The sequence below is a fragment of the Flammeovirga agarivorans genome, assembly GCF_012641475.1.
GTDB classification, from domain to species: domain Bacteria; phylum Bacteroidota; class Bacteroidia; order Cytophagales; family Flammeovirgaceae; genus Flammeovirga; species Flammeovirga agarivorans.
Window position 1 is genome coordinate 1 of record NZ_JABAIL010000112.1, and the last position, 597, is coordinate 597.

Annotated in this window: 1 rRNA gene; it reads left to right on the plus strand. The window is 52.8% G+C overall.

Going from position 1 to position 597, the window contains the following annotated elements:
• Positions 1-597: ribosomal RNA gene (locus HGP29_RS28490) — 23S ribosomal RNA — on the plus strand; the annotation flags it as partial.

Genomic DNA, 597 nt, shown 5'->3' on the forward strand with positions numbered 1-597 from the left:
GAACCGACTAATGTTGAAAAATTAGCGGATGACTTGTGGCTGGGGGTGAAAGGCCAATTAAACCGGGAGATAGCTGGTTCTCCCCGAAAGCTATTTAGGTAGCGCCTCGTGAACTCATCTTCGGGGGTAGAGCACTGTTTCGGCTAGGGGGTCATCCCGACTTACCAACCCGATGCAAACTACGAATACCGAAGAATGTTATCACGGGAGACACACGGCGGGTGCTAACGTCCGTCGTGAAGAGGGAAACAACCCAGACCGCCAGCTAAGGTCCCAAAGTCATGGTTAAGTGGGAAACGATGTGGGAAGGCACAGACAGCCAGGATGTTGGCTTAGAAGCAGCCATCATTTAAAGAAAGCGTAATAGCTCACTGGTCGAGTCGGCCTGCGCGGAAGATGTAACGGGGCTAAACCATGCACCGAAGCTGCGGCAGCGACACTATGTGTTGTTGGGTAGGGGAGCGTTCTGTAAGCCTGCGAAGGTGTGCTGTGAGGCATGCTGGAGGTATCAGAAGTGCGAATGCTGACATAAGTAACGATAAAGCGGGTGAAAAGCCCGCTCGCCGGAAGATCAAGGGTTCCTGTCCACCGTTAATC